Source organism: Streptomyces sp. NPDC037271, from assembly GCF_055603605.1.
Window position 1 is genome coordinate 1 of sequence record NZ_JBVJVN010000004.1, and the last position, 24,763, is coordinate 24,763.

At 71.1% G+C, this 24,763-nt stretch carries 23 protein-coding genes and 1 riboswitch; of the genes, 14 read left to right on the forward strand and 9 right to left on the reverse strand.

Features of this window, described 5'->3' with window-relative positions; genetic code table 11:
• Nucleotides 1-117: 117 nt before the first annotated feature.
• Complete coding sequence (locus ACZ7G3_RS09830; protein ID WP_470924559.1) at nt 118-1,500, reverse strand: aminotransferase class V-fold PLP-dependent enzyme; 1,383 nt, start codon at nt 1,498-1,500, stop codon at nt 118-120.
• Nucleotides 1,501-1,822: 322 nt separating this feature from the next.
• On the opposite strand from ACZ7G3_RS09830, the gene ctaC reads away from it, so the two are divergent.
• The 4 genes from ctaC to ACZ7G3_RS09850 all read left to right on the forward strand — a co-directional run bounded on the left by ctaC (nt 1,823) and on the right by ACZ7G3_RS09850 (nt 6,317).
• Nucleotides 1,823-2,782, forward strand: a complete 960-nt coding sequence (ctaC, locus tag ACZ7G3_RS09835) for an aa3-type cytochrome oxidase subunit II (RefSeq protein ID WP_426526128.1) — start codon at nt 1,823-1,825, stop codon at nt 2,780-2,782.
• On the forward strand, nt 2,779-4,515 hold the full coding sequence (gene ctaD, locus ACZ7G3_RS09840) for an aa3-type cytochrome oxidase subunit I (RefSeq protein WP_426598435.1): 1,737 nt from the start codon (nt 2,779-2,781) through the stop codon (nt 4,513-4,515). Before ctaC ends, ctaD begins: the two co-directional genes overlap by 4 nt.
• The gene (locus ACZ7G3_RS09845) at nt 4,512-4,910 is read left to right on the forward strand and encodes a cytochrome c oxidase subunit 4 (RefSeq protein ID WP_470924561.1); all 399 of its coding nucleotides are present in this window, start codon (nt 4,512-4,514) and stop codon (nt 4,908-4,910) included. The genes ctaD and ACZ7G3_RS09845 overlap by 4 nt, the downstream gene beginning before the upstream one ends.
• Before the next feature lie 129 nt (nt 4,911-5,039).
• Complete coding sequence (locus ACZ7G3_RS09850; protein ID WP_470924563.1) at nt 5,040-6,317, forward strand: L,D-transpeptidase; 1,278 nt, start codon at nt 5,040-5,042, stop codon at nt 6,315-6,317.
• Between the two features lie 27 nt (nt 6,318-6,344).
• On the opposite strand, the gene ACZ7G3_RS09855 is transcribed toward ACZ7G3_RS09850, so the two are convergent.
• Entirely contained in the window at nt 6,345-6,746 is a 402-nt protein-coding gene (locus tag ACZ7G3_RS09855; protein WP_470924564.1) for a response regulator, read from the reverse strand.
• A gap of 188 nt (nt 6,747-6,934) precedes the next feature.
• On the opposite strand from ACZ7G3_RS09855, the gene ctaE reads away from it, so the two are divergent.
• From ctaE to ACZ7G3_RS09885, 6 genes are all read left to right on the forward strand, one after another.
• Nucleotides 6,935-7,555 carry an aa3-type cytochrome oxidase subunit III gene (gene ctaE / locus ACZ7G3_RS09860; protein ID WP_029393865.1) on the forward strand — a complete coding sequence of 207 codons (621 nt, stop codon included), beginning with the start codon at nt 6,935-6,937 and terminating at the stop codon, nt 7,553-7,555.
• Nucleotides 7,556-7,620: 65 nt separating this feature from the next.
• A complete protein-coding gene (qcrC, locus tag ACZ7G3_RS09865) occupies nt 7,621-8,430 on the forward strand; it encodes a cytochrome bc1 complex diheme cytochrome c subunit (RefSeq protein ID WP_426526117.1) in 810 nt (269 codons plus the stop codon).
• A complete protein-coding gene (qcrA, locus tag ACZ7G3_RS09870) occupies nt 8,427-9,485 on the forward strand; it encodes a cytochrome bc1 complex Rieske iron-sulfur subunit (RefSeq protein WP_426526115.1) in 1,059 nt (352 codons plus the stop codon). The genes qcrC and qcrA overlap by 4 nt, the downstream gene beginning before the upstream one ends.
• Complete coding sequence (gene qcrB, locus ACZ7G3_RS09875; RefSeq protein WP_426526113.1) at nt 9,482-11,143, forward strand: cytochrome bc1 complex cytochrome b subunit; 1,662 nt, start codon at nt 9,482-9,484, stop codon at nt 11,141-11,143. Before qcrA ends, qcrB begins: the two co-directional genes overlap by 4 nt.
• Nucleotides 11,144-11,273: 130 nt before the next feature.
• Nucleotides 11,274-12,338, forward strand: coding sequence for an anthranilate phosphoribosyltransferase (gene trpD / locus ACZ7G3_RS09880; RefSeq protein WP_426598431.1), 1,065 nt, complete (start codon nt 11,274-11,276; stop codon nt 12,336-12,338).
• An 80-nt stretch (nt 12,339-12,418) separates the two neighbouring features.
• A riboswitch (SAM riboswitch) is annotated at nt 12,419-12,535 on the forward strand.
• Between the two features lie 226 nt (nt 12,536-12,761).
• Nucleotides 12,762-14,135, forward strand: coding sequence for an aminotransferase class V-fold PLP-dependent enzyme (locus ACZ7G3_RS09885; protein ID WP_470924567.1), 1,374 nt, complete (start codon nt 12,762-12,764; stop codon nt 14,133-14,135).
• On the opposite strand, the gene ACZ7G3_RS09890 is transcribed toward ACZ7G3_RS09885, so the two are convergent.
• From ACZ7G3_RS09890 to ACZ7G3_RS09920, 7 genes are all read right to left on the reverse strand, one after another.
• Nucleotides 14,084-15,292, reverse strand: a complete 1,209-nt coding sequence (locus ACZ7G3_RS09890) for a glycerate kinase (RefSeq protein WP_470924937.1) — start codon at nt 15,290-15,292, stop codon at nt 14,084-14,086. The two genes, ACZ7G3_RS09885 and ACZ7G3_RS09890, sit on opposite strands and share 52 nt — an antisense overlap.
• Before the next feature lie 56 nt (nt 15,293-15,348).
• Nucleotides 15,349-16,764: an SLC13 family permease gene (locus tag ACZ7G3_RS09895; RefSeq protein ID WP_470924569.1), complete on the reverse strand. Its 1,416-nt coding sequence runs from the start codon at nt 16,762-16,764 to the stop codon at nt 15,349-15,351.
• A gap of 87 nt (nt 16,765-16,851) precedes the next feature.
• Nucleotides 16,852-17,514, reverse strand: a complete 663-nt coding sequence (locus ACZ7G3_RS09900; RefSeq protein WP_426526105.1) for a response regulator transcription factor — start codon at nt 17,512-17,514, stop codon at nt 16,852-16,854.
• A 19-nt stretch (nt 17,515-17,533) separates the two neighbouring features.
• Nucleotides 17,534-19,024, reverse strand: coding sequence for a sensor histidine kinase (locus ACZ7G3_RS09905; RefSeq protein ID WP_470924571.1), 1,491 nt, complete (start codon nt 19,022-19,024; stop codon nt 17,534-17,536).
• Nucleotides 18,945-19,259, reverse strand: coding sequence for a small secreted hydrophilic protein (locus ACZ7G3_RS09910; RefSeq protein WP_426598427.1), 315 nt, complete (start codon nt 19,257-19,259; stop codon nt 18,945-18,947). Before ACZ7G3_RS09910 ends, ACZ7G3_RS09905 begins: the two co-directional genes overlap by 80 nt.
• An 84-nt stretch (nt 19,260-19,343) precedes the next feature.
• Complete coding sequence (locus ACZ7G3_RS09915) at nt 19,344-19,625, reverse strand: Lrp/AsnC family transcriptional regulator (RefSeq protein ID WP_100044201.1); 282 nt, start codon at nt 19,623-19,625, stop codon at nt 19,344-19,346.
• Entirely contained in the window at nt 19,622-20,404 is a 783-nt protein-coding gene (locus ACZ7G3_RS09920) for a rhomboid family intramembrane serine protease (RefSeq protein WP_470924574.1), read from the reverse strand. Before ACZ7G3_RS09920 ends, ACZ7G3_RS09915 begins: the two co-directional genes overlap by 4 nt.
• A gap of 157 nt (nt 20,405-20,561) precedes the next feature.
• Here ACZ7G3_RS09920 and ACZ7G3_RS09925 point away from each other — a divergent pair, with 157 nt between their 5' ends.
• The 4 genes from ACZ7G3_RS09925 (at nt 20,562) to ACZ7G3_RS09940 (ending at nt 24,742) form a co-directional block, all read left to right on the forward strand.
• Nucleotides 20,562-20,801, forward strand: a complete 240-nt coding sequence (locus ACZ7G3_RS09925) for a hypothetical protein (RefSeq protein WP_395573676.1) — start codon at nt 20,562-20,564, stop codon at nt 20,799-20,801.
• Between the two features lie 65 nt (nt 20,802-20,866).
• Nucleotides 20,867-22,210 carry an NYN domain-containing protein gene (locus ACZ7G3_RS09930; protein WP_426598425.1) on the forward strand — a complete coding sequence of 448 codons (1,344 nt, stop codon included), beginning with the start codon at nt 20,867-20,869 and terminating at the stop codon, nt 22,208-22,210.
• A gap of 231 nt (nt 22,211-22,441) precedes the next feature.
• The gene (locus ACZ7G3_RS09935) at nt 22,442-23,494 is read left to right on the forward strand and encodes a C40 family peptidase (RefSeq protein ID WP_470924939.1); all 1,053 of its coding nucleotides are present in this window, start codon (nt 22,442-22,444) and stop codon (nt 23,492-23,494) included.
• A gap of 216 nt (nt 23,495-23,710) precedes the next feature.
• Nucleotides 23,711-24,742, forward strand: coding sequence for a C40 family peptidase (locus ACZ7G3_RS09940; protein ID WP_470924577.1), 1,032 nt, complete (start codon nt 23,711-23,713; stop codon nt 24,740-24,742).
• Nucleotides 24,743-24,763 lie beyond the last annotated feature (21 nt).

Sequence of the window (24,763 nt, forward strand, 5' to 3'; positions counted from 1 at the left end):
CCCCGGCCCCGCGCCCCGGCCCCGCGCCCCGGCCCCGCGCCCCGGCCCCGCGCCCCGGCCCCGCGCCCCGGCCCCGCGCCCCGGCCCCGCGCCCCGGCCCCGCGCCCCCGGCCGGCGTCAGCTCACCCGGCGGACCACGTAGGCCGCACCCGTGTCCGCCGGTTCCTCGCCCACGTACTCCTGCCCCCGCATCTCGCACCAGGCCGGGATGTCCAGACGGGCCGCCTCGTCGTCGGACAGGACGCGGACCGTGCCCCCCACGGGCACGTCGCCGATGACCTTGGCCAGCTCGATCACCGGGACGGGGCAGCGCCGGCCGACCGCGTCCACGACGAGGTCGCCGCCGCCCTCCCGGACGGTGCCGGAGGCGGACGGCGCCCCCAGCCTCTCCCGCACGGCGGCCACCGTGCCCGGCAGTACCTCCAGGAACCGCTCGACGTCCCCGGCCGGTGTCCCCGGCGGCAGCGACACCCGGACGTTGCCCTCGCTGAGCACCCCCATCGCCTTCAGGACGTGGCTCGGCATCAGGGTGCTGCTCGTGCAGGACGACCCGGACGAGACCGAGAAGCCCGCACGGTCCAGCTCGTGCAGCAGGGTCTCCCCGTCGACATAGAGACACGAGAAGGTGACGACGCCGGGCAGCCGGCGCGCCGGGTCGCCGACCACCTCCACGTCCGGCACCAGAGCCGGCACCCGCGCCCGGATCCGCTCCGTCAGTTCCCGCAGCCGGGCCGCCTCCTCGGCCGCCTCGGCCCGCACCGCCCGGAGCGAGGCCGCCGCGGCCACGACGGCCGGGAGGTTCTCGAAACCGGGCGCCCGGCCCGACTCCCGCTCGTCCGCGGGCCCTTGCGGCGCGAACCGCACGCCCTTGCGCACGACGAGCAGTCCGACGCCCGACGGTCCGCCCCACTTGTGCGCGCTGCCCGCGAGCAACGACCAGTCGCCCGCCACCTTTCCCCAGCCCAGCGACTGGGCCGCGTCCACCAGCAGCGGCACGCCCGCCGCCCGGCAGACCTCGGCCACCTCCGCCACCGGCTGCTCGGTGCCCACCTCGTGGTTGGCCGACTGGAGGCAGGCCAGCGCGGTGTCGCCCCGCAGGGCGGCCGCGTACGCCGCCGGGTCCACCGCCCCCGTCCGGTCCACGGCGACCCGCGTGAGCGTCCCGCCGCCGGCCTCGTGCGCTTCGGCCGCATGCAGTACGGAGGAGTGTTCGACGGATGACACGATCAGGTGGGGTCCCACGCGGCGCCGCCCGGCCAGCGCCCCCGCGATCCCCGCATGCACCGCCCGCGTCCCCGAAGGGGTGAACACCAGCTCGTCCGCCCGGCACCCCACCGCCTCGGCCGCCGCCTCCCGGGCCGCGTCGAGCAGCAACCGCGCCCGGCGGCCTTCCCGGTAGAGCCGCGCGGGATCGGCCCACCCTTCGTCGAGCGAGGCCTGAAGAGCCTGCCGGGCTACGGGGTGGAGAGGAACGGCGGAGGCGGCATCGAAGTAGGACACACCGCAACGCTATGACGTCCGGCGGGGGAGCGCCCCGGAGGGGCGGGGCCGCGCCGGCATGCGGCTCGGCCGCGTGGGCGCGAACGAGCACAACGGACCGTCAGCCGCCCGGCGACCTGCGGAACCGGCCCCCGCGGGGGCCCCGTCCCACCCTTCGGAGTGACCGACGGCGCGTATGCCACCCTCCCCGCGACCCCCCGGAGGACGTCGGCTAGGGTTTGGTCCGCATAAACATCAAACCCCTGCCCGACGCAGGGCGGCGACCGACCAGCGAGAAGGCCGCAGCCGAACAGCGCGGGCGAGACTCTCGGGAAGGCGCTACGTGAGTCCCAACGGCTCCGACCGCTCGCCGCGGCGCCCGATGCGGCGGAAGCTGCTGCAGGCACTGACCGCGGGCCTGGTCCTGGCGACCGCCACCGGTTGCACATACGAGGACTTCCCCCGCCTCGGCATGCCCACCCCAACCACGGAAGAGGCTCCGCGGATCCTCTCCCTGTGGCAGGGATCGTGGGCTGCCGCGCTGGCCACCGGCGTGCTGGTGTGGGGCCTGATCCTGTGGAGTGTCTTCTTCCACCGGCGCAGCCGGACCAAGGTCGAGGTTCCTCCGCAGAACAGGTACAACCTGCCCATCGAGGCGCTGTACACCATCGTTCCGCTCGTCATCGTCTCGGTGCTGTTCTACTTCACCGCCCGTGACGAGTCCGAACTCATGAGCCTGGAGAAGAAGCCCGACGTCACGGTCAACGTGGTCGGCTTCCAGTGGAGCTGGTGCTTCAACCACGTCGAGAACGTCGAAGGTTCCACCGGCGACGCCAAGACCTCCAAGGAACTGGCCGCCATCCCGGACCGGTTCAAGGACGACTTCCCGGCGAACGCCGGCGGCGTCTACGACTGCGGTGTCCCGGGCACGCGGAACCCGCAGAACAACAACCCGGGTCCGACCCTCTGGCTCCCCAAGGGCAAGAAGGTCCGCTTCGTCCTGACCTCGCGTGACGTCATCCACTCCTTCTGGGTGGTGCCGTTCCTCATGAAGCAGGACGTCATTCCGGGCCACACCAACGCCTTCGAGGTGACCCCCAACAGGGAGGGCACCTTCATGGGCAAGTGCGCCGAGCTGTGCGGCGTGGACCACTCCCGGATGCTGTTCAACGTGAAGGTCGTCTCCCCGGAGCGCTACGAGCAGCACCTCCAGGACCTCGCGAAGAAGGGGCAGACCGGTTACGTTCCCGCGGGCATCGCGCAGACGAGCCACGAGAAGAACCGGGAGACGAACAACCTGTGAGCATCCTCAACGAACCCCAGGGTGCCGCGGCAGCAGGGTCCCACTACCAGGACGAGCTGCCGGTCCGGCGCCAGAGGCGTGGCGAGATCGTGGTCAAGTGGCTGACGACCACCGACCACAAGACGATCGGCACGCTGTATCTGGTGACGTCGTTCGCGTTCTTCGTGATCGGCGGCGTGATGGCGCTGCTCATGCGCGCCGAGCTGGCCCGTCCGGGCCTGCAGATCATGTCGAACGAGCAGTTCAACCAGTCGTTCACGATGCACGGCACGATCATGCTGCTGATGTTCGCGACGCCGCTGTTCTCCGGCTTCGCGAACTGGATCATGCCGCTGCAGATCGGCGCGCCGGACGTGGCCTTCCCCCGGCTGAACATGTTCGCCTACTGGCTGTACCTGTTCGGCTCGCTCATCGCGGTGGGCGGCTTCCTGACCCCGCAGGGCGCGGCCGACTTCGGCTGGTTCGCCTACTCCCCGCTGTCCGACGCGGTGCACTCGCCGGGCATCGGCGGTGACCTGTGGATCATGGGCCTGGCCTTCTCCGGCTTCGGCACCATCCTCGGCTCGGTCAACTTCATCACCACGATCATCTGCATGCGCGCGCCCGGCATGACCATGTTCCGCATGCCGATCTTCACCTGGAACGTGCTGCTGACCGGTGTGCTGGTCCTGCTCGCCTTCCCGGTGCTGGCCGCGGCCCTGTTCGCCCTGGAGGCGGACCGCAAGTTCGGTGCGCACATCTTCGACTCGGCCAACGGCGGAGCGTTGCTGTGGCAACACCTGTTCTGGTTCTTCGGGCATCCAGAGGTGTACATCATCGCGTTGCCGTTCTTCGGCATCGTCAGTGAGATCATCCCGGTCTTCTCCCGCAAGCCGATCTTCGGCTACATGGGTCTGATCGCCGCGACGATCGCGATCGCCGGTCTGTCGGTGACGGTGTGGGCCCACCACATGTACGTCACGGGCGGCGTGCTGTTGCCGTTCTTCTCCTTCATGACCTTCCTGATCGCGGTCCCGACCGGTGTGAAGTTCTTCAACTGGATCGGCACCATGTGGAAGGGCTCGTTGTCCTTCGAGACACCGATGCTCTGGTCCACCGGCTTCCTGATCACCTTCCTCTTCGGTGGTCTGACCGGTGTCATCCTGGCCTCGCCGCCGCTGGACTTCCACGTCTCGGACTCGTACTTCGTGGTGGCGCACTTCCACTACGTGGTGTTCGGCACCGTGGTGTTCGCGATGTTCGCCGGCTTCCACTTCTGGTGGCCGAAGTTCACCGGCAAGCTGCTGGACGAGCGCCTGGGCAAGATCACCTTCTGGACGCTGTTCATCGGCTTCCACGGCACCTTCCTGGTCCAGCACTGGCTGGGCGCCGAGGGCATGCCGCGCCGGTACGCCGACTACCTGGCGGCCGACGGCTTCACCGCCCTGAACACGATCTCGACGATCAGCTCGTTCCTGCTCGGCATGTCGCTGCTGCCGTTCTTCTACAACATCTGGAAGACGGCCAAGTACGGCAAGCCGGTCAACGTGGACGACCCGTGGGGCTACGGCCGTTCGCTGGAGTGGGCGACCTCCTGCCCGCCGCCGCGGCACAACTTCCTCACGCTGCCGCGCATCCGCAGTGAATCCCCCGCCTTCGACCTGCACCACCCCGAGGTCGCCGCGCTCGACCAGCTCGAGAACGTCGGTCACGGGGAGAAGGCCCTCGCCGGCGGCAAGGAGGCCGGGAAGTGAAGATCCAGGGCAAGCTCTTCATCTGGCTGAGCGTCTTCATCCTGGCCGTCGCGATCGTCTACGGCTACTGGTCGAAGGAGCCGGCCGGCACCACGGCCCTCTTCCTGGCCTTCGGCCTGGCCATCATGATCGGCTTCTACCTGGCCTTCACGGCCAGGCGGGTCGACGCGGGTGCCCAGGACGACAAGGAAGCGGACGTCGCGGACGACGCCGGCGAGGTCGGGTTCTTCAGCCCGCACAGCTGGCAGCCGCTGGCGCTCGGGATCGGCGGAGCGTTCGCCTTCCTGGGCATCGCGGTCGGCTGGTGGCTCGTGTACTTCTCGGCACCGATCCTGCTGATCGGCCTGTTCGGCTGGGTCTTCGAGTACTACCGCGGTGAGAACCGCACCCAGTAGCACGCGCCGAGCGCCGAGGGGCCCGGACACTCCGCAAGGAGCGTCCGGGCCCCTTCGTCTGCCGCACCGTCCTCACTCGTCCGGCTTACCCGCCGTGCCGCCGTTGACGTCGCTCCCTAGCGTGAGGACATGAGCAACACGGTTCACTTCCAGGCGCGGGGGCGTACGGTCGTCGGCTGCACCCTGCTGGTGATCGCCCTCGGCGCGGGCGTCACCGCCTGCACCGGCGGCGACGACAACCCGCTGTCCGCCGCGCCGTACGACGCGGCCGGCCAGATCTCCTTCAACGGCCCCACGGAGGCCGGGAAGAAGGCCGACCCGGACCAGCCCCTGGAGGTCGTCGCCGAGGGCGCCGACGGGCGCATCACGGACGTCACGGCCATGGACGCGGCGGGCCGCCACGTCGCGGGCGAACTCTCCGCCGACGGAGCCCGCTGGCACAGCACCTCCCCGCTGGCCGCGGGCGCCCGCTACACGGTGCGGGTCAGCACCGAGGACGGCGACGGCGCGCCCGGCCGCAAGGTCCTCACCTTCGAGACCGGCCGGCCCACCACCAAGAAGACCCTGGACATCTCCTTCGGACCCGAGGCGGGCTCGTACGGCGTCGGGCAGCCCGTCACCGCGGAACTGAGCCAACCGGTCGCGGACCCGGCCCAGCGGGCCATAGTGGAACGCGCCCTGAAGGTGCGGTCCACGCCCGCCGTGGAGGGCGCCTGGCACTGGGTGGACGACAAGAAGCTCCACTACCGGCCCGAGGAGTACTGGCCCGCCCACGCCACCGTCCAGGTCAGCAGCACCCTCGACGGCATCAAGGTCGGCGACCGGATGTGGGGCGGCACCGCGAAGCCCCTCACCATCACCACGGACGACCACGTCGTGGCCGTCACCGACGCCGCCGCGCACACGCTGACGGTGTACCGGGACGGCGAGGAGATCAGGCAGATCCCCGTCACCGCCGGCAAGCCCGGCTTCGAGACCCGCAACGGCGTCAAGGTGGTCCTGGGCAAGGAACCCTTCGTACGCATGCGCAGCAGCACCGTCGGCATCGCCGAGGGCTCCTCGGAGTCGTACGACCTGCCCGTGTACTTCGCCACCCGGGTCACCTGGAGCGGCGAGTACGTGCACGCCGCCCCCTGGTCCGTCGGCTCCCAGGGCTCCGCCAACGTCAGCCACGGCTGCGTGGGCATGAGCACCGCCGGCGCGGAGTGGTTCTTCGACACCGTCCAGAAGGGCGACCTCGTCGAGGTCGTCAACTCCGCCGGCGAGACGATGGAACCCTTCGGCAACGGCTTCGGCGACTGGAACCTGGACTGGACCGAATGGCGTACGGGCAGCGCCCTTACGGGTGGCAACCCGAACGCCACGGACGCCCAGGAGGCGGCGAGGCTGCGACCGACGGCGGTGTAGGCGCCCCGAGGGGCGCCCCAGGTGCCCTCAGACGCCCTGCAGCCTCTTCTGCCGCAGCAGCGCGGCCAGCGCGCCCGCGAACTCCACCGGCTCCACCGGCAGCGTCACAGCCGCCTCCGCGCGGCTCCACGTCGCCAGCCACGCGTCCTGCGGGCGCGCGATGAGCAGCAGCACCGGCGGACACCGGAAGATCTCGTCCTTGATCTGACGGCACAGGCCCATGCCCCCCATGGGCACCGCCTCGCCGTCCAGGACGCAGACGTCGATCCCGCCCTTGTCCAGCTCCCTGATCGCGGCGGCCGGGGTGGCGCACTCCACGAACTCGACGACGGGCACGTCCGGAGCGGGCCGGCGGCCGGTCGCCAGCCGCACCTGTTCGCGGGTGTTGGAGTCGTCGCTGTAGACCAGCACCGTGGCGGTCGGCTGCATGCTTCCTCCGATACGCAGTGAAACAGTCGTAGCCCGTCGCGCCGGATGCTACTCCCTCGGACACCTCGTCAACACTGGTTCGGACACGGCTTCGAGGGGCCCTTCGATGGGCCATACGGGCAGTACAGACGGTGCGGACACTCCGAACGGCACCCCCCGGGGTGAGGGCGGGATAAGCGACCGACATAATGTCGGTCGTGGCGACAGCAACGACAGTAGAAACCGGGCACGCGCACCCGTCGGTCAACCGGCCGAACCTCACCAGCGTCGGAACCATCATCTGGTTGAGTTCCGAGCTGATGTTCTTCGCGGCCCTCTTCGCGATGTACTTCACCCTGCGATCGGTGACCGGCCCGGACTTCTGGTCCGAGAAGGCCGACGCGTTGAACTTCCCGTTCTCCGCGACGAACACCACGATCCTGGTGCTCTCCTCCCTCACCTGCCAGCTCGGCGTGTTCGCGGCCGAGCGCGGTGACGTGAAGAAGCTCCGGATGTGGTTCATCGTCACCTTCGTGATGGGTGCGATCTTCATCGGCGGTCAGGTGTTCGAGTACACCGAACTGGTCAAGCACGAGGGCCTCTCGCTCTCGTCGGACCCGTACGGCTCGGTGTTCTACCTGACCACCGGCTTCCACGGACTGCACGTGACGGGCGGACTCATCGCCTTCCTGCTGGTCCTCGGCCGCACCTACGCGGCCCGGAGGTTCACCCACGAGCAGGCGACCGCCGCCATCGTCGTGTCCTACTACTGGCACTTCGTCGATGTCGTCTGGATCGGCCTCTTCGCCACGATCTACATGATCAAGTAGTCGCGGCACGCACCCGCGCAATACCCGAAGCATCGACGCAGAAAATCCTGACACCGGGGTAATCCGTGAAAAAGCTCTCCGCACGACGACGCCATCCGCTGGCGGCGCTCGTCGTCCTACTCCTCGCGCTGGCATGCACAGGGGGGCTGTACGCCGCGTTCGCACCCGCGAGCAAGGCGCAGGCCGATGAAACCGCCCAGTCCCTCGCCATCGACGAGGGCAAGAAGCTCTACGCCGTCGGCTGTGCCAGTTGCCACGGCACCGGAGGTCAGGGCACCACCGACGGTCCGAGCCTGGTCGGAGTCGGCGCCGCCGCCGTCGACTTCCAGGTGGGCACCGGCCGTATGCCGGCCCAGCAGCCCGGCGCCCAGGTTCCGCGCAAGAAGGTGATCTACTCCCAGGCGGAGATCGACCAGCTGGCGGCCTACGTCGCCTCGCTGGGTGCCGGTCCGGCGGTCCCGTCGCAGGAGAAGTACGGCCCGGAGGGCGCGGACAGCGCCAAGGGCGGTGAGCTGTTCCGCAACAACTGCGCGCAGTGCCACAACTTCACCGGCAAGGGCGGCGCGCTGACGCACGGCAAGTACGCGCCGACCCTCGAGGACGTCGACCCGAAGCACATCTACGAGGCCATGCAGACCGGCCCGCAGAACATGCCTTCCTTCCCGGACAGCACGCTGACCGAGCAGAACAAGAAGGACATCATCGCCTACCTGCACGCGGTCAACTCGGACGAGACCGTGGACCCCGGCGGCCTCTCGCTGGGCGGCCTCGGGCCCGTCAGTGAGGGCCTCTTCGGCTGGATCTTCGGCCTCGGCGGCTGCATCGCCGTCGCCGTGTGGGTCGCCGCCCGGACCGCAAAGGCCAAGAAGTCATGAGTAGCCAAGACATCCCAGAAGAGAACCTGCCGGCCGAGCAGGGCGGCGCGCACGGCGCGCCGAAGCCCGCGGACGAGAAGCACCCGTTCGCGGACCCGGGGCTGCCGCCCCACGAGCACCGGATCCAGGACATCGACGAGCGGGCCGCCAAGCGGTCCGAGCGCACGGTCGCCCTGCTGTTCACGCTGTCGATGCTGGCCACCATCGGCTTCATCGCCTCGTTCGTGGCGATCCCGCACGACAAGTCGATCTACGTCTGGCCGCTCGGGCACATCAACGCGATGAACCTCGCGCTGGGCCTGACCCTGGGCGTGGCGCTGTTCGCCATCGGCGCGGGCGCCGTCCACTGGGCGCGCACCCTGATGTCCGACGAGGAGGTCGCCGACGAGCGGCACCCGATCGAGGCCTCGCCCGAGGTCCGCGCGAAGGTCCACGCGGACTTCAAGCAGGGTGCCAAGGAGTCGGTGATCGGCCGGCGCAAGCTGATCCGCAACACGATGTTCGGGGCACTGACGCTGGTGCCGCTCTCCGGCGTCGTCCTGCTGCGCGACCTCGGCCCGCTGCCCGGGACGAAGCTCCGCCACACGCTGTGGTCCAAGGGCAAGCTGCTCGTCAACATGAACACCAACGAGCCGATGCGCCCGTCGGACATCGCGGTCGGTTCCCTCACCTTCGCCAAGCCCGAGGGCCTGGAGGAGCACGACCACGGTTTCCAGAACGAGATCGCCAAGGCCGCCCTGATGATCATCCGGCTGGAGCCGGAGGCCATCAAGGACAAGCGCGAGCTCGAGTGGTCGCACGAGGGCGTCGTGGCGTACTCGAAGATCTGCACCCACGTCGGGTGCCCGATCTCCCTGTACGAGCAGCAGACGCACCACGCGCTGTGCCCGTGCCACCAGTCCACCTTCGACCTTGCCGACGGTGCCCGGGTGATCTTCGGTCCCGCCGGCCACCCCCTGCCGCAGCTGCGGATCGGCGTGAACGACGAGGGCTATCTCGAAGCGCTCAGCGACTTCGAGGAGCCCGTCGGTCCTGCATTCTGGGAGCGCGGATGAGTACTGCAGCGAGCAACCCGAACCCGTCCGCCGGCGCCACGGCGGGCCGATCGCGCGGAAAGGCCCCGGCCGGCGAACGTGTCGCCGACTGGGCCGACGGCCGGCTCGGGATCTACTCCCTGGCCAAGGCCAACATGCGCAAGATCTTCCCGGACCACTGGTCCTTCATGCTCGGTGAGATCTGCCTCTACAGCTTCATCATCATCATCCTCACGGGTGTGTACCTGACGCTGTTCTTCCACCCGTCGATGAACGAGGTGGAGTACCACGGCGCGTACGTCCCGATGCAGGGACAGCTGATGAGCGAGGCGTACAAGTCGACGCTCGACATCAGCTTCGAGGTGCGCGGCGGTCTGCTGATCCGGCAGATCCACCACTGGGCGGCGATCATCTTCCTCGCCGGCATGTTCGTGCACATGATGCGCGTCTTCTTCACCGGCGCGTTCCGCAAGCCGCGCGAGATCAACTGGCTGTTCGGCTTCCTGCTGTTCGTCCTGGGCATGTTCACCGGTTTCACCGGCTACTCGCTCCCGGACGACCTGCTCTCCGGCACCGGTGTCCGCTTCACGCAGGGCGCGATCCTGTCCGTGCCGATCGTCGGTACGTACATCTCGATGTTCCTGTTCGGCGGGGAGTTCCCCGGGACCGACTTCGTCGCCCGGTTCTACTCGATCCACATCCTGCTGCTGCCGGGCATCATGCTCGGGCTCGTGGTCGGCCACCTGATCCTGGTCTTCTACCACAAGCACACGCAGTTCGCGGGTCCCGGCAAGACCAACAAGAACGTCGTCGGCATGCCGCTGCTGCCGGTGTACATGGCCAAGGCCGGAGGCTTCTTCTTCCTGGTCTTCGGTGTCATCGCGGCCATCGCCGGCATCGCGTCGGTCAACCCGATCTGGTCCATCGGCCCCTACCGGCCGGACATGGTCTCCACCGGCGCCCAGCCCGACTGGTACATGGGCTTCGCCGAGGGCCTGGTCCGCGCCATGCCGGGCTGGGAGATCAACTTCTGGGGTCACACGCTGGTCCTGGGCGTCTTCATCCCGCTCGTGATCTTCGGGATCTTCCTCGCGTTGATCGCGGTGTACCCGTTCATCGAGTCCTGGGTGACCGGGGACAAGCGCGAGCACCACATCCTGGACCGGCCGCGCAACGCCCCGACCCGGACGGCGTTCGGTGTGGCCTGGGTCACCGCCTACATGATCATGCTGATCGGCGGCGGCAACGACATCGTCGCCACCCACTTCCACCTGTCGATCAACGCGGTCACGTGGTTCGTGCGGATCGGGTTCTTCGTCGGACCGGTCATCGCGTTCGTCGTCACCAAGCGGATCTGCCTCGGCCTCCAGCGCCGGGACAAGGAGAAGGTGCTGCACGGCCGCGAGTCCGGCATCATCAAGCGCCTGCCGCACGGTGAGTTCATCGAGGTGCACGAGCCGCTCAGCCAGGAGCAGCTGCACACGCTCACGGCGCACGAGCAGTACAAGCCGGCCGAGATCGGCCCGACGGTCGACGAGAACGGCGTCGAGCGCAAGGTGAAGACCACCGAGAAGCTCCGCGCCAAGCTCAGCGAGGCCTACTACGGCGAGGAGTCGCAGATTCCGAAGCCGACCGTCGAGGAGTACAAGGAGATCACGAGCGGCCACGGCCACCACTGACCCTCCAGCGTCGCCACACCACGGCGAAGGGCCCCGTCCGTTCCTCGGACGGGGCCCTTCGCCGTGCCCGGGGCTGGATAGGGTGGGACCACACTCCCTTTCCACGACACACACGATTCAGGAGCGGCTCATGAGCGCTGTGACTCCCGCTGGAGGCGACACCGCGGCGGGCCGCTCCTGGCCCGCCCTGCTGAACGGACTGCTGGACGGCCGCGACCTGTCCGCGGACGACACGGCCTGGGCGCTGGACGTGATCATGCGCGGCGAGGCGACCGACGCCCAGATCGCCGGCTTCGCGGTGGGCCTGAGGTTCAAGGGCGAGACCGTCGAGGAGATCTCCGGCCTGGTCCGCACCATGTACGCCCACGCCAACGTGATCGAGGTGCCGGGGGAGACCGTCGACATCGTCGGCACGGGCGGCGACGGCGCCAAGACGGTCAACATCTCCACCATGTCGGCGATCGTCGTGGCCGGCACGGGCGCCAAGGTCGTCAAGCACGGCAACCGGGCCGCCTCCTCGGCTTCCGGGGCCTCCGACGTCCTGGAGAAGCTCGGGGTCAACCTGGAGCTCACGCCGAAACGGGTCGCGGAGGTCGCCGAGGAGGCCGGCATCACCTTCTGCTTCGCCGTGAAGTTCCACCCGTCGCTGCGCCACGTGGCGTCGGCGCGCGGCCAGCTGGGCATCCGCACGGTGTTCAACTTCCTGGGCCCGCTGACCAACCCGGCCAGGGTGAAGTCCCAGGCGGTCGGGGTCGCCCACGCCCGGATGGCACCGATCATCGCCGGTGTCTTCGCCGAGCGCGGCCACTCGTCCCTGGTGTTCCGCGGCGACGACGGCCTCGACGAGCTGACCACGACCGCCACCTCCCGGGTCTGGATCGTGCGGGACGGCCGGGTCACCGAGGAGACCTTCGACCCGCGGGACGTCGGCCTCGAACTGGTGCCGGTCGAGGCGCTGCGCGGCGCCGACGCCTCCTACAACGCCGACGTCGCCCGCCGCCTGCTGGCCGGCGAGACGGGCCCGGTACGGGACGCGGTGCTGCTGAACTCGGCGGCGGCCCTGGTCGCCCTGGAGCCCGGCGAGGCGCCGCTCGCCGAGCAGCTCCGGGCCGGCATGGACCGGGCCGCCGAGGCGATCGACTCGGGCGCCGCCAAGCGCGCCCTCGACCGCTGGGTGGCCGCGAGCAACGCGTAACGGCCTTCCCGTGCGACGAGCGTCCCGCGATCCGGACCCGGGTTGCGGGACGCCGATCTTTTCCCGTACGTTCCTTGGCAGGTCATGAGTGACAGTCATCAGGCCCCGGCCGACTGTCCGGCAACCCTCCGTCCGTGGCGGGGTGCCCCGGGTGAAGACCAGGCCGTGGACAGCAGGGTTCACGGCAAGCGCGGACCCCTCGCACGCTCTCGGAAGTGTGGGGCCAGGGGTCCTGGGCCACTCGAGGGAGTCTCCCGTGAACCAGCGAATGCGATAGGGCCTGTCCTTCGGACCGGCCCGACACCCTGAAGCGGTGCCTCGCCTCCGCACCCTCCTTTCCCCGCCTTCTCGGCTGCACCCACGCCCGGCCCCGCGCGGTCCGCGTGGTGACGCCGCCTGCCTTCACGCCACGGGAGTGCGCCCATGTCCGTCCCCACCCTTGCCGCCGACCAGTCCGTTTGTCCTCCGCTGCCCGTCCTGGGCGGAGATGTCACCGTCCCGCTCGTCACCGGCGGCGAGGTCACCTACGCCGCGCTCGACTACGCCGCCAGCGCGCCCGCGCTCCAGCGGGTCTGGGACGACGTGGCGGCCTACGCCCCCTACTACGGCAGCGTGCACCGGGGCGCCGGATACCTGTCGCAGCTGTCGACCGACCTGTTCGAGAACGCCCGGAAGGCCGTCGCGGAGTTCCTCGGCTGCCGGGAAGGGGACCAGGTCGTGTTCACCAGGTCCACCACCGACTCGCTCAACCTGCTCGCCGCGGCGCTGCCCGCCGACTGCCGGGTCTTCGTCTTCGAGACCGAGCACCACGCCTCGCTGCTGCCCTGGAGGGACGCCGACGTCACCTTCCTCGACGCCCCGCGCACCCCCGCCCAGGCCGTCGAGACCCTGGAGCGCGCCCTCGTCGCCCGCGAGCCCTACGGGCCGGCCCTGGTCTGCGTCACCGGCGCCTCCAACGTCACCGGCGAGCTGTGGCCGGTGCGTGAACTGGCCGCCGCCGCGCACGCGCACGGTGCGCGGATCGTGCTCGACGCCGCCCAGCTCGCCCCGCACCATCCCGTGTCCGTGGCCGACCTGGACGTGGACTGGGTCGCCTTCTCCGGGCACAAGCTGTACGCCCCGTTCGGTGCCGGCGTGCTGGCCGGCCGGGCCGACTGGCTGCGCGAGGCGGAGCCGTACCTCGCCGGTGGCGGCGCGAGCCGCAGGGTCACCCGGCGGGCCGACGGCGGCGTGGACGTGGAGTGGCACGACAGCGCCGCGCGGCACGAGGCCGGGTCGCCCAACGTCATCGGCGCCTACGCGATCGCCTCCGCCTGCAAGGCGCTCACCGAGGCCGGGTTCGACACGCTGGTCGCCCGCGAGGAGTACCTCATCGGGAAGGTGCGCGAGGGGCTCGCCCGGGTGCCGCAGGTGCGCGTCCTCTCCCTCTTCGGCGACGACGCCCCCCGCGTCGGCGTGCTCTCCTTCGTCGTCGAAGGATGGAACAGCTCCCACTTCGCCGCCGCGCTCTCCGCCGAGTACGGCATCGGCGTGCGCGACGGCCTGTTCTGCGCCCACCCGCTGGTGCGCACCCTGCTCGGCAGTGACCCGCAGGCGCAGGGTGAGTGCGGCGCCCCCGAGGCGGCGCCGGGCGAGAAGTCCCTCAACGCCATCCGCGTCAGCTTCGGCGCGGGCACCCCGGACGAGCACGTCGAGCGGTTCGTGAACGCGGTCAGGGAGCTGGTGAACGACGGAGCCCGGTGGAACTACCGTACCGAGGACGGGCGTTGTGTGCCCGACACGGCCTCCGCCGGCTGAACCGTCCGGCCCGGCAGCCGTGACCCCAGCAGGATCATCCGCAACGCCCGCTCCGTGGCGTCCGTGAGGAGTTCGGCGGCCCGCAGCAGCGCGTCCGCCAGGGCCATCGGCGCCGGCATGATGCCGTGGCAGGCGTCCACCCCCGGCACCTCGTGCGCGCCCTCGCCGAGGGTGCCGGCCAGGGCGAGGACGGGACGGCCGTAGAGCTTGGCGCGGCGGGCCACCTCGGCCGGGATCTTGCCGCGCGGCGTCTGGTGGTCCAGGGCGCCCTCGGCGGTCAGCACCAGGTCGGCGCGGGCGAGGCGGGCGTCCAGGTCGAGGTGGTCGAGGAGCACGTCGAAGCGGGGCAGCAGCCGGGCCCCGACGGCGGCCAGGCCCGCGCCCAGCCCGCCGGAGGCGCCGGTGCCCGGGCCGTTGCGCAGGTCGGTGCCGATGACACCGAGGTCGCGGGTGAGGACGCGCGCCCAGTTCTCCAGACCGGCCGACAACTCCTCGACCTGCGCGGGCGTCGCCCCCTTCTGCGGGCCGAACACCCGGGCCACGCCCCGCTCTCCGCACAGCACGTTGAACGGGTTGCAGGCGACGAGCAGTTCGGTGTCCTTCAGCCGGGTGTCGAGACCGGACGGGTCGATGCGGGCGAGGCGGATCAGCTCGCGTCCGCCGTGCGGGAGTTCGAAGCCGTCCGCGTCCAGCAGCCGGGCCCCGAGCGCCTGGAGCGCGCCCGCGCCCCCGTCGGACGTGCCCGAGTCGCCGCAGCCGACCAGGACGCGCCGCACCCCGGTGTCGAGCGCGGCGCGGATCAGCTCGCCGACGCCGTACGTCGTCGTGGCGCCCGGGTCGCGCAGGGCGCGGGGGACCAGGGAGAGTCCCGCGACGGCGGCCATCTCCACCACCGCCGTGTCCTGCGCGCCGAGCAGCGCGAAGTGGGTGCCGACGGGTTCGCCGACCGGGCCGGTGGCGGCCAGCGCGACCAGCCGCCCGCCGGTCGCGGACGCCAGCGCGGTGGCCGTGCCCTCGCCGCCGTCGACGAGCGGGACGCGGTCGATCTCGGCGTCCGGCAGGACCCGGCGGACGCCCGCCGCGATGGCGTCGGCGGCGGCCTGGGCGGACAGGGACTCCTTGAAGCCGCTGGGGGCCACGACGACACGGTCCAGCACGGAGGGAACCGGGGAGAGGGGCGACGGGGAGGAGAGGACGGACATGGTGGGCTCCTTCATCGGGTCACGGGTACGCCGAGCAGCGGCCAGACGGCGGCGGCGAAGAACAGCACGAGCGCGGCGGTCAGCGGTGCCAGGACGGCCGACAGCCGCAGCAGGTCGCGCGGGGTGTAGGTGGGGGTGCCGGGGATGTCGGAGAAGAGCGTGACCGGCTTGGCGGAGGCGGGGAGCGTGTGGCAGAAGCCCGCCGCGGCGGTGGAGGCGAGCGCGGCGGCGACCGGGTTGACCCCGGCTCCCAGGGCCGCGGCGATGACCAGCGGGACCAGGACGGAGGAGCGGGCCGAGCGGGACTGGAGGACCAGGTGGGCCGCGGTGCTCACCGCGACCACGATCCCGAGGAAGACGGCCGGCGCGACGTCGGCGGGCAGCCCCGACACCAGCCACTTCGCCGCACCGGAGTCGGCGAGCGCGACGCCCATCGCCATGGTGGCCGCCATGAACAGCAGCAGCGACCAGGGCACGGTCTTCAGGGCGTCCTTGAGCCGTACGGTGCCGAGGGCGGGGGAGGAGGCGACGACCGCGCCGATCAGCGCCACCACCGCGGGGGAGACGTGGTGCAGCGGCTCGCTGCACCACAGGGTCACCACCGTGGCCAGCAGCAGGGCGCAGCGCTTCTCCGCCTGCGTCCAGGGACCGGTGACCGGGCTCTCGCTGTGCCGCTGGATCTCCTCGGCGGTGATGTGGACCGGGCCCCCGCGGTCCGCCCGCCGAGTGGTCGTCAACAGGACCACCTCGGCGGCCAGGTGGGAGGAGGCGACCGCCAGCGGCAGGCCGAGCAGCAGCCACTGGGTGAAGCCGATCCGGTCCCCGGTCGCCTCCCACAGCACCGACACCGTGATCAAATGCGCTCCCGCACCGATCAGGGTCGCCACCGCCGACAGAAGGATCACGGTCGGGAACAGCAGCGCGAGCATCACGACCAGTCGCTTCCGGTCGGCGAGGGCCTTGGCGAGGGCCAGGAACACCGGCAGCGCGAGCGCCGCCCGGCCCGACGTGGCCGGCACCGCGAACGCCGTCACCACCAGCGCGGCCGTCGTCAGGTGCACCAACTGCCGTACGCTGCGCGCCCCGCCGACCAGGAACGCCGCCGCCCGCCCGGCGAGCCCGGTCCGGGCCACCGCCGCCGCCAGCACGAAGGCGCAGATCAGCAGCCACACCGTGTCGTCGCCGAGGGTGCCGAAGAGGGTGTCGCTGCTGATCACGCCGGTCGCGGTCAGCGCGAGGCCGGCGCCCAGCGCGATGTACGTGTCGTCGATCGACGTGCCGATCCAGGCGCAGGTGGCCAGCGCGAACACGGCGAGGGTGAGGCGCGCGTCCCCGCCGAGGGCCGGGAAGTTGCCGGGCACCGCCAGCACTGCGCACAGGGACAGGGCCACGCAGAGGGCCGCCGCGAGGCGGAGGTTCAACGTCACGTCATCGAGGGTTCTCCCGGGCGGTGAGCCCTCAATGAGTCCGACATGAAGGAAACTTCACCCGATGACGGTCGGTGGGCCGATACGTCAGCCCGGCAGCCGGTACCCCATGCCCCGTACCGTCTGGACCCGGTGGGCGCCCAGCTTCTTGCGCAGCGCCCGCACGTACACGTCCACGATGTTGGAGCCGGGGTCGAAGTCGTAGCCCCACACGTGCGACAGGATCTGCTCCCGCGACAGGACCTGCCCCGGATGCCGCAGGAACAGTTCCAGGAGCACGAACTCACGGGCCGTCAGGTCCACCGTCCGCTCCGCGGCACGGGCCCGGCGGGTACGCAGGTCCAGGGAGAGGTCGCCGGACCTCAGCACCGTCACCTCCGGCGCCCTGGCCGCCGTACGCAGCCGCAGCCGCACCCGCGCGAGCAGTTCCTCGAAGCGGAACGGCTTGGTCATCCAGTCGTCGGCGCCGCCCTCCAGGCCGGCCACCGTGTCCCGTACGGAGTCCCGGGCGGTCAGCACGATCACCGGGGTCGTCACCCGGGACTCGCGCAGCTCGCGCAGGACCGTGAAGCCGTCCCGGCCGGGCAGGCCGATGTCCAGGACGACCAGGTCGAAGCCGCCGGTGAGGGCGTACTCGTAGGCGGCGTCGCCGTCGGCGACGGCGGTGGTGGTGAAGCCGTTGGCGCGCAGGCCCTTCTCGACGAAGGAGGCGATGCGCTCCTCGTCCTCGACGATGAGGATGCGGTTCATGGGCGAGCCTCTTCCGGAATCAGTGCAGTGTCAGTACGAAGGTGGCGCCGCCGCCCTCGGTGGTGCGCAGACCGACCCGCCCGCCGTGGCCCTCCGCGATCGCCTTGACGATCGACAGCCCGAGCCCGGCGCCGCTTCCGCGCGCCCCGCGCCGTGCCGTGCCGCGCCGGAACCGCTCGAAGACGACCTCGGCGTCCTGCGGCTGGACCCCGGGCCCGGAGTCGGCGACGTACAGCTCGATCCGGGTGCCGTCGGCGCGGGAGCCGATGCGGATGGTCTGGCCGGCGGTGGTGTGCTGCACGGCGTTCTGCGCGAGCTGCACCATGGCCTGGGTGATCCGCTGGGGGTCCAGCTGGGCCTCGCGGTCGGCGACTTCGGCCAGTACCCACTCGCGGTCGCCGAGGGTGCGGGCCTTGACGTAGACGTCGGCGGTGAGCTCGGCGAGCTGGACCGGCTCGGGGGTGACGAAGTCGGGGCGTTCGGCCTTGGCGAGCAGGAGGAGGTCCTCGACGATGCGGCTCATCCGGTCCAGTTCGTCGGTGACGAGGCGGACCGTCTCCTCGCGTTCCGCCGGGTCGTCGCCCATCAGTTCCAGGTGGCCGCGCACGATGGTGATCGGGGTGCGCAGTTCGTGGCTCGCGTCGTCGACGAACCGGCGCTGGGTGGCGAAGGCGCGTTCCAGCCGGTCGAGCATGGCGTTGAACGTCTCGGCGAGCGCGGCCACGTCGTCGTGTCCGTGCACCGGGATGCGCCGCGTCAGGTCCTGCTCGGTGAGCTGCGCGGCCGTGGTCCGCACCAGCCGCACCGGTTTGAGGATCCGGCCCGCGACCACCCAGGCGATGCCGGTCGTCATCAGCAGGGCGACGCCGGAGATGGCGAGCAGGACGCGGAACACCTCGTCCGCGCGGGCCTGTTCCCGCCCGGGGTGGAAGGCGACCACGAACGCGGCGGCCGGTTCGCCGCCGTACCGGGCGACGGTGACCTTGGCCCAGCGGATCTCGCCCTGAGGCCGGTGCAGGGTGCCGGTGGAGTCGGGCGAGGCGTGGATGCGGCGCCTGGCGTCGGCGTCCTTGTGCAGGGGCAGGGCGACCGGGATCTCGCGCTGCTGGATGATCTGCGCGGGCTTGCCGCCCGCCTCGCCCACCAGGCCGATCAGCTCCTCGTCCAGGTCGGCGTACTGCCTCTCCAGGAAGACCCGCAACAGCCGCCCCGGGTCGGTGAACGGGCGGCCGGTGGCCGGGTCGAAGCCCTGCTCCTCGAAGTTGGCGAACTCGCCGGCCTCCTGCGCGAGCAGGGCGTTGATCCGCTGGTCGGTGTCGTGCAGCAGGATCGAGCGGGTGGTCGCGGCCACCGAGGCGAGGGCGACCGCCATCACGAGCAGCAGCCAGAGCAGGATGCGGACGCGGGCCGAGATCCGGCGGCGCTCGCGGTCAGCCGTCGTCGCCGGATCCGTCGTCGGCGGACGAGTCGTCCCCGGTGTCCCCGGTGTCCTGGCCTCGGTCGTCGTCATCGTCGTCATCCGGAGGGCTGTCGGTCACCGGCGGCCGGGTCACCACCTGGTCGCTGGGCTTCGGTTCGGGCGAGGAGGAGGTGGGGGTGGGCGTCGGGGAGCCGCTCTCCAGCTCCACCTTGGCCGGGACCTTGGGTTCCTGCGGGCTGTCGGTGAGGGCGAAACTGGTCGCGGCGATACCGAGCGGGATCAGGACGACGGCCGCCAGGGCCGCCATCCGGCGAGAGAAGACCATGTCACCGATCCTGCGCGCGGAACCCGGCGTCCCGGATGAGTCCGGGATGAAGAACTCTTCATCGACTGCCCGAATCCGCCCGAGTCAGTTGTCGAGCCCGATGGCGAACGCCGCCTCCAGGTCGTGCTGCGAGTACGTCCGGAACGCCACGTGCGTGTCCGTGCCCTCCACGCCCGGGATCTTGCTGATCCGGCCGGGGATGACCTCGGCCAGGTCCTCGTGCCGGCTCACCCGCACCATGGCGATCAGGTCGTAGGTGCCGGTGACGGAGAAGACCTCGCTGACGTTCTCCAGCGCGGCGATCCGCTCCGCGATCTCGGGGATCCGGTCCACGCTGGTCTTGATGAGGACGATCGCGCTGATCACGGTTGTTTCTCTCCCTCGGGGGCCGCCACTGGAACGCTTCTCACTCTAGTCGTACGCCCGAACCGCACCCAGGCGAAGACGAAGCCCAGCCCGAAGCCCACCAGGTGCGCGAGGTACGCCACCCCGGGGCCGTCGCCGGCCCGCCCCGCCGCCAGCCACTGCAGGGCCGCCCAGAACGGCAGCACCAGCCAGGCGGGGAAGCGCAGCGGGAGGAAGAAGAGGAAGGGCAGGAGGCTGGTCACCCGGGCGTGCGGGAAGAGGAAGAGGAACGCGCCGAGGACCGCGGAGATCGCCCCCGAGGCGCCGACCAGGGACTGCGGGGAGTGGGCGTTGGCCCCCGCGTAACCGAGCAGGGCCAGGTAGCCGCAGCCGAGGTAGAACAGGGCGAACTGGAGCCGGCCCATCCGCTCCTCGGCCATCGCGCCGAAGACGTGGAGGAAGAGCATGTTGCCCAGCAGGTGCACCCAGCTGCCGTGGACGAACAGCGCCGTGGCGGGGGTGAGGGCGGATCCGGGGGAGTCCTCGAACAGCTCAGCGGGGATCACACCCCAGCGCCGGAAGTGGGCGTGCTGCGCGGCGAGCAGCTCGTCCCCGGTGCCGTACGCGGGATTCAGGCCCGCCGCCGGGCTGACCAGGAACAGCAGACAGCACAGGGTGATCAGCCCGTACGTCACCGGCGCCGTCCGGCGGCGTCGGGCGGTGCGGGCCGTGCGGGCCGTGCGGGCCGTGCCGGGCGTCCTGGCCTTCCCGAGGGCCGCCGTGCGCCAGTTGCGGATCATGGACACAGAGCATGACGTAACGGGACGCAACCGCCCGGACCGCCTCGCCGCCGTGGACACGCGGGCGTCGGGTACCCGCCAGGCCGTAGGGTTACGAGCCACACGCGCCGGGGGAACCCGGCGGGTCACCGACACTGGAAGAGAGCGAACAGCCACGATGACGGTTCCCCTGCCGACCGACACGACGCGGTGGCGCTGCACCCTCTGCGGCAACCTCACCCGCTTCGACGTGACCCGGGCCTCGAAGGTCGTCGAGTACGTCCACCTCGATCTGGCCGGTGAGCCGCAGGTCGAGGAGCGCGAGGTGCTCAGTGAGACCATCGAGTCGGTGCGGTGCCGCTGGTGCAACGCCGTGGACCAGGTGGAACTCGTGGACAGGCCGGGTGCCGCCTCCTGATGACGGGAGCGGCCCCCGCATGAGGTGATCCCGCACGGGATCACGCAGAGGCATTGGGGTGACGGATGGTGGAGACACAGGGCGGGGAGCCGGGCGACGGCGCCGCCGAGGTGCTCGACCGGCCGCTGCCCGACGGCGTGCGCCGCAGGGTCGTGCAGATCGTGTCCGACGGCTTCGGCGGACTCACCCTCGGTGAACTGCCCGCACAGCTGAGACAGTACGCCCGGTTCGCCCCGAACCGCAGGGCCAAGTTCGCCGGCAACGCCATGGCCGCCGCCGTGGAGACGGCCCCGCTGTTCCGCCAGCGCATCGGCGAGAAACTCAGGGAGGCCCAGCCGGAACTGGCCGACGCCCTGGACGCCGGCTCCCCGCCGCCCGCCGCCGACCCCCTCGACGTGGCGGCCGCGGCCTACGTCCTGCGACCGCACGGCTGGGTCAAGCTGGTGACCGCCGCCGGCGAGGAGGCGCAGCGCGCGGACGCCGAGCGCGCCGACGAGGAGAGCCGCGCCGAACTGGAGCGGCTGCGCGAGGAGCTGGCCCGGGCCCGGGAGCACACCAGGACCGAGACCGAGCGGCTGCGCGCGGAGCTGGATTCGGCGAAGCGGGAGGCCGAGTCGCTGCACCGCAAGCTGCGCTCCGCCCTCAGCGACGTCAAGCGCGGCGAGGCCGCGCTGCGCAAGATCCGGGCCGAGATCGACGCCGTACGCGCCGAGGGCCACGCCCAGGTGTCCGCCGCCGAGAGCGAGACCCGGCGGCTCAAGACCCGGCTCGGGGAGGCCGAGGCCGCCCTGGAGGCCACCCGCAAGGCGGCCCGCGAGGGACGCAGCGTCGAGGACATGCGGGTGCGGCTGCTGCTGGACACCCTGCTGGACGCGACGCAGGGGCTGCGCAGGGAGCTCGCGCTGCCCCCGGTGTCGGTGCGGCCCGCCGAGACGGTGGACGCGGTCGAGCCGGGCCGGATGACCCCCAAGGACATCGCCGCCCGCGCGCTGTCCGAGAACGACCCGGCCATCCTCGACCAGTTGCTCGCGCTGCCCCAGGCGCACCTGGTCGTCGACGGCTACAACGTCACCAAGACCGGTTATCCCCAGATGCCGCTGGAGAAGCAGCGGCTCAGACTGCTCGGCCAGCTCTCCCAGCTCGCCGCGCAGACCGGCGCCGAGATGACCTGCGTCTTCGACGGCGCCGAACTGGTGGCACCGGTGCTGCTCGCGCCGCCGCGCGGGGTGCGGGTGCTGTTCTCCAAGCCCGGCGTCACCGCCGACGAGCTGATCCGCCAGCTGGTGCGGGCCGAGCCGCCCGGCCGGCCGGTCATCGTCGTCTCCACCGACCGCGAGGTCGCCGACGGCGTGGCGCGCGCCGGCGCACGCCCGGTGGCGTCCGCGGTGCTCCTCAAGCGCCTTTCCTGACTCCGGTCACACTTTCGTACCAACCGCAACGTAGGCCGACTATGCCTGAATTGACGGAACCGTCACGCAACGTAGCGTCAAGTGGAGGTTACTGCTGGTGAGTTGTGGCAAAGAATGCGGTGCGTAACCGGGATATTTCGGCGGAGGATTTGAACTGATCACGAGTGGGTCACTAGGGTCAGCCATCGAACCCTCGCACGGGTGATCCCTCTCAAGAAGGAGCTCGTCTCCGTGGCGTCCCACCGTCGTCCCAAGCAGCCGAGCCGCACGCGCGTGACCGTGCTCACCACCGCTGCCGCCGCCGCCGTCGCTCTCAGCTCGCAGGCCGCCAACGCCGCCCCGAGCGAGAAGCCGAGCAAGGACGAGGTCAAGGCCAAGGTCGACAAGCTCTACGAAGAGGCGGAGAAGGCCACCGAGAAGTACAACGGCGCCAAGGAGAAGCAGGAGAAGCTCCAGAAGGAGATCTCCACGATCCAGGACAACGTCGCCCGCGGCCAGAAGGAGCTCAACGAGCTGCGCGACGGCCTCGGTTCGATGGCCAGCGCCCAGTACCGCACCGGCGGCATAGACCCCTCCCTCCAGCTCTTCCTCTCGGCCGACCCGGACAACTACCTGGACAAGGCCTCCACGCTCGACCAGCTGAGCGGTCAGCAGGTCGAGGCGCTGAAGAAGATCCAGGTGAAGCAGCGCGACCTCGCCCAGCAGCGCTCCGAGGCCGGCGTGAAGCTCAAGGACCTCGCCTCCACCCGCACCGAACTGGGCAACAAGAAGAAGGAAGTGCAGGGCAAGCTCGCCTCCGCGCAGAAGCTGCTCAACACGCTCACCGCACAGGAGAAGGCCGACCTCCAGAAGGAGGAGCAGCGCTCCACCCGCAGCAGCGAGCGCCAGGCCCTCTCCGGCGCCGGGTCCCCCTCCGGGAAGCCCGCCTCCGGCCGGGCCGCCGCCGCCTTCGCCGCCGCCCAGAGCAAGATCGGCTCGCCCTACGTCTGGGGCGCCACCGGCCCGTCCTCCTTCGACTGCTCCGGCCTGACCTCCTGGGCCTACGCCCAGGCCGACGTCTCCATCCCGCGTACGTCCGAGGCGCAGACCGGCGCGGGCACGCGGATCTCCTCGATGAGCCAGCTGCAGGTCGGCGACCTCGTCTTCTTCTTCAACGACCTGCACCACGTCGGCCTCTACGCCGGCAACGGCCAGGTCCTGCACGCACCGCGCAGCGGCACGGTCGTGCGCTACGAGTCGATGAACACCATCGGCGGCCCGTTCATGTTCGGCGTCCGGGTCTGAGCCGAGCCGCGCCCCGCGTAAACCCGAAATAGCCCTCGCAATGCCGCCCGTTCGGGCGAATCACAGCACGGACTTGTGACCCCCGCCCCGCCGGTGACCTGCGTCAGCGGCGGGGCGTCGTGCTGCGCGGCCCCCGAGGTCGTTGGCCGGTGCCCCGCCGCGGGGTTACTGTCTGCCGCGTTTCCCCGTCCGCCAGCGGAAGGAGTGCGGCTTCCCGTGGGGTCCCATCGCCGCCTTGCACCAACCGGGTTCGACCGCGGCACCGCCGCCGCCGTCGGCCTGCTGTCCGTCGCCGCCGCGGTGCTGGGCGCCGTACCGGCCACGGCCACCCCGCACGACGACAGGCGGGCGGAGGTGGACCGGCTCCACACGGAGGCGGAGCAGGCGACCGAGGCGTACAACAAGGCCGACGCGCGCACCGAGGCCCTGCGCGCGGAGGTCGATGCCTCCCAGGACTCGATCGCCCGGCAGCAGGCACGGATCAACACCATGCGGGACACGCTCGGTTCGATGGCGGGTGCCCAGTACCGCTCCGGCGGCATGGACCCGTCGCTGGCGCTGCTGCTCTCCGCCGATCCGGACGACTACCTGGACAGGGCCTCCGTGCTCGACCGGATCAGCACCCACCAGGCCGGTGAGCTCAGGGAGCTCCAGGCAGCCATGCGCGACCTCGCCCAGGACCGTGCCGAGGCCGGCCACAAGCTCACCGAGCTGGAGAAGAGCCGCAAGGCGGTCGCCGCCCACAAGAAGACCGTGGAGCGAAAGCTCGCCGAAGCCCGCGAGCTGCTCAACTCCCTCCCGGACGACGAACGGGCCGCCTACGACCGCGGCTCCCGCTCCGGCCGCACCGACCTGGCCGACGGCACTGGCCAGGCCGCCCCCGGCGACGCCGCTCCCGCCTCCGGCCGTGCGGCGGCCGCCGTCGCCGCCGCCCGCTCCGCCCTCGGCAAGCCCTACGTCTGGGGTGCCAACGGGCCGACCGGATTCGACTGTTCGGGACTGACCCAGTGGTCGTACGCACAGGCCGGGATCGGCCTGCCGCGCACCTCGCAGGCGCAGTCCGGCGCCGGGCAGCGGGTGTCCCTGGCCCAGGCGCGGCCCGGCGACCTCGTCGCCTACCGGGACGACGCCAGCCACATCGGCATGTACGTCGGCAACGGCCAGGTGATCCACGCGCCCTACCCCGGCGCCCCCGTGCGCTACGACCCGGTCGGCATGATGCCGGTCTCGTCGGTCACCCGGGTCTGACCTCCGCGTCCCGCCCCCGCC